The sequence below is a fragment of the Streptomyces phytophilus genome, assembly GCF_013870535.1.
GTDB lineage: Bacteria > Actinomycetota > Actinomycetes > Streptomycetales > Streptomycetaceae > Streptomyces > Streptomyces phytophilus.
In genome coordinates, this window is the sequence record NZ_JACBXC010000556.1 from 1 (window position 1) to 3,878 (window position 3,878).

Sequence of the window (3,878 nt, forward strand, 5' to 3'; positions counted from 1 at the left end):
GGACGGCCGAGTGTTCGACCGCCGACACCACCAGGTGCCGGCCGGTACGGCGGCGGCCCGCCAGCGCCCCGGCGATCCCGTCGTGCACCGCGCGCGTACCCGAGGACGTGAACACCAGCTCGTCCGGCCGGCAGCCGACCAGTTCCGCGGTGGTCTCGCGCGCGGCGTCCAGCAGGCGCCGCGCCCGGCGGCCCTCCCGGTACAGCCGGGCCGGGTCGGCCCAGCCCTCGTCCAGCGCGGCGAGCAGCGCCTGCCGGGCGATCGGGTGAAGGGGGGCGGACGAGGCGGCGTCGAAGTACGGCACCCGACCACGCTAACCCCTGGTCCGGGCGGCGGGGCGCACGGCGGCGGAGCCCCGACGGAGGACCGGCGGGACCGAGTTGACGGCCGCCGCCACCCCATCGGAGTGCCCCCGGCGCGCCAGGGCACCCTCCCCGAGCGACCCCAAATGGCGTCCAGTAGGGTTTGGTCCGCGTAAACATCCAAACCTGCTGCCCGCGCGCCCGAAGGGACCGTGGGCGAGACTCTCGGGAAGGCGCTACGTGAGTCACAACGGCTCCGACCTCCCCCGCGGCCGCAAGGCAGCCGCGGGAGGTACCCGCTCGCCGCGGCGCACGATGCGGCGAAGGCTGCCGCAGGCGCTGGCCGCGGGCCTGGTCCTGGTCACCCTCTCCGGTTGCACCTACAAGGACTTCCCCCGTCTGGGCATGCCGTCGCCGGCCACCGAGGAGGCGCCGCGGATCCTTTCCCTGTGGCAGGGCTCCTGGGCGGCCGCGCTGGCCGTCGGGGTCATCGTCTGGGGCCTGATCCTGTGGAGCGTCATCTTCCACCGCCGCTCCAGGACCAAGATCGAGGTCCCGGCCCAGATCCGGTACAACCTGCCCATCGAGGCGCTGTACACGGTCGTCCCGCTCATCGTCGTGGCGGTGTTCTTCTACTTCACCGCGCGCGACGAGAGCAAGCTGCTGGAGACGTCGGAGAAGCCGGACCACGTCGTCAACATCGTCGGCTACCAGTGGAGCTGGGGCTTCAACTACCTGGAGGACGTGGACGGCGACGCCGCCACGCCGGCGAAGCGGCCCAAGGAACTCGCCGCCATCCCTGACCGGGACTACGAGGCCGTGCCGAAGGGCGCCGAGGGCGTCTACGACTACGGCGTGCCCGCCAGCGAGGACGAGGACACCGGCAACCCGGGCCCCACGCTGGTCCTCCCCAAGGGTGAGACGGTCCAGTTCGTGCTGACCTCCCGGGACGTCATCCACTCCTTCTGGGTGGTGCCGTTCCTGATGAAGCAGGACGTCATCCCCGGCCACACCAACGTCTTCGAGGTGACCCCCAACAAGGAGGGCACCTTCATGGGCAAGTGCGCCGAGCTGTGCGGCGCGGACCACTCCCGGATGCTCTTCAACGTGAAGGTGGTCTCCCCCGAGGAGTACCAGCAGCATCTCCAGGAGCTGGCCGCCAAGGGCCAGACCGGGTCGATCCCGGCGGGCATCCCTCAGACCGACGCCGCTAGGAATGCGGAGACCAACCAGCAATGAGCATCCTCAACGAACCCCAGGGTGCGGCGACCGCGGGCACGGACGAAGACACCTACGAGGACGAGGTGCCCGCGCGCCGCCGCGAGCCCGGCAACGTCGTGGTCAAGTGGATGACGACCACCGACCACAAGACGATCGGCACGCTGTACCTGGCGACGTCGTTCTTCTTCTTCATCGTCGGCGGTGTCCTGGCGCTGTTCATGCGTGCCGAGCTGGCCCGGCCGGGCACGCAGGTGATGAGCAACGAGCAGTTCAACCAGGCGTTCACGATGCACGGCACGATCATGCTGCTGATGTTCGCGACGCCGCTGTTCGCGGGCTTCGCGAACTGGATCATGCCGCTGCAGATCGGCGCGCCGGACGTGGCGTTCCCGCGGCTGAACATGTTCGCGTACTGGCTGTACCTCTTCGGGTCGCTGATCGCCGTCGCCGGCTTCATCACCCCGCAGGGCGCGGCCGACTTCGGCTGGTTCGCGTACACACCGCTCTCCGACGCGGTGCGCTCGCCGGGCGTCGGCGCCGACATGTGGATCATGGGTCTGGCGCTCTCCGGCTTCGGCACCATCCTCGGCTCGGTCAACTTCATCACGACCATCATCTGCATGCGGGCGCCGGGCATGACGATGTTCCGGATGCCGATCTTCACCTGGAACGTGCTGCTCACCGGTGTGCTGGTGCTGCTCGCCTTCCCGGTGCTGGCCGCCGCGCTGCTCGCGCTGGAGGCGGACCGCAAGTTCGGGGCGCACATCTTCGACCCGGCGAACGGCGGAGCGCTGCTCTGGCAGCACCTCTTCTGGTTCTTCGGCCATCCAGAGGTGTACATCATCGCGCTGCCGTTCTTCGGCATCATCTCCGAGGTCATCCCGGTCTTCAGCCGCAAGCCGATGTTCGGCTACATCGGCCTGGTGGCCGCCACGATCTCCATCGCCGGCCTGTCCGTGACCGTGTGGGCGCACCACATGTACGTGACAGGAGGCGTGCTCCTACCGTTCTTCGCATTCATGACCATGCTGATCGCGGTGCCAACGGGAGTGAAGTTCTTCAACTGGATCGGCACGATGTGGAAGGGATCACTGAGTTTCGAAACACCGATGCTCTGGTCCATCGGCTTCCTGGTCACGTTCGCCTTCGGCGGTCTGACCGGTGTCATCCTGGCCTCGCCGCCGCTGGACTTCCACGTCTCCGACTCGTACTTCGTGGTGGCCCACTTCCACTACGTGGTCTTCGGCACCGTCGTCTTCGCGATGTTCGCGGGCTTCCACTTCTGGTGGCCCAAGTTCACCGGCAAGATGCTCGACGAGACACTCGGGAAGATCACCTTCTGGACGCTGTTCATCGGCTTCCACGGCACGTTCCTGGTGCAGCACTGGCTGGGCGCCGAGGGCATGCCCCGGCGGTACGCGGACTACCTCGCGGCCGACGGCTTCACCGCCCTGAACACCTTCTCGACGATCAGCTCGTTCCTGCTCGGCATGTCGATGCTGCCGTTCTTCTACAACGTGTGGAAGACCGCCAAGTACGGCAAGAAGGTCGAGGTCGACGACCCGTGGGGATACGGCCGCTCGCTGGAGTGGGCCACGTCCTGCCCGCCGCCGCGGCACAACTTCACCTCGCTGCCGCGCATCCGGTCCGAATCGCCGGCCTTCGACCTGCACCATCCCGAGATCGCGGCGGCCGCGGTCGGCCACGGCCACGGCGCCGGTGACAAGACGCTCGTCGGCGGCGGCAGCGAAGGGGAAGCGAAGTGAAGATCCAGGGCCACATGTTCGGCTGGCTCGCCGCCTTCGTCCTGATCGCGGCGATCGTCTACGGCTACTGGTCGAAGGAGCCGGTCGGCACCACGGCGCTGTTCCTGGCCTTCGGCCTGACCGCGATGATCGGGTACTACCTGGTCTTCACGGCCCGCCGGGTCGACACCGGGGCGCAGGACAACAAGGAGGCGGAGGTCGCCGACGACGCCGGCGAGCTGGGCTTCTTCAGCCCGCACAGCTGGCAGCCGCTCTCCCTGGCGATCGGCGGGGCGCTCGCCTTCCTGGGCGTCGTCCTCAACTGGTGGCTGCTGTACTTCTCCATCCCCGTGATCCTGGTCGGCCTCTTCGGCTGGGTCTTCGAGTACTACCGCGGGGTGGACCAGAACCAGTAGCGCGCACTACAGCACAGCTCCACCGAGGGGGCCGCGGCACGCCGAACGGGTGCCGCGGCCCCCTCGTTCGGCCCACACACCGTGCGCCGCACGGAGCATCTGCCTAGCGTGTGATCATGAGCCAAACGCCCCATCGCCGCACGGCAGTCAGTTGCTCCCTGCTGTTGGTCGCCCTCGCCCCGGGCCTCGCCGCC

General features: G+C 68.4%; 4 protein-coding genes. 3 read left to right on the plus strand and 1 reads right to left on the minus strand.

The features are described 5' to 3' along the window. Positions 1-304: aminotransferase class V-fold PLP-dependent enzyme (locus tag H5J30_RS21180; RefSeq protein WP_181788974.1), on the minus strand; the 304-nt coding region annotated here is incomplete at its 3' end. 238 nt (positions 305-542) lie between these two features. Here H5J30_RS21180 and ctaC point away from each other — a divergent pair. Genes ctaC through H5J30_RS21195 form a run of 3 tightly spaced genes read left to right on the plus strand, consistent with a single transcriptional unit; the run spans position 543 to position 3,684 of the window. Further along, on the plus strand, positions 543-1,541 hold the full coding sequence (gene ctaC, locus H5J30_RS21185; RefSeq protein WP_181788975.1) for an aa3-type cytochrome oxidase subunit II: 999 nt from the start codon (positions 543-545) through the stop codon (positions 1,539-1,541). Then, entirely contained in the window at positions 1,538-3,289 is a 1,752-nt protein-coding gene (ctaD, locus tag H5J30_RS21190; protein ID WP_181788976.1) for an aa3-type cytochrome oxidase subunit I, read from the plus strand. The genes ctaC and ctaD overlap by 4 nt, the downstream gene beginning before the upstream one ends. Next, positions 3,286-3,684 carry a cytochrome c oxidase subunit 4 gene (locus H5J30_RS21195; RefSeq protein WP_181788977.1) on the plus strand — a complete coding sequence of 133 codons (399 nt, stop codon included), beginning with the start codon at positions 3,286-3,288 and terminating at the stop codon, positions 3,682-3,684. Before ctaD ends, H5J30_RS21195 begins: the two co-directional genes overlap by 4 nt. The last annotated feature ends 194 nt before the right edge of the window (positions 3,685-3,878 follow it).

What these genes read in the sequence shown, in the direction of transcription:
- ctaD (WP_181788976.1), top strand. Translation starts at nt 1,538, where the DNA reads ATGAGCATCCTCAACGAACCCCAGGGTGCGGCGACCGCGGGCACGGAC.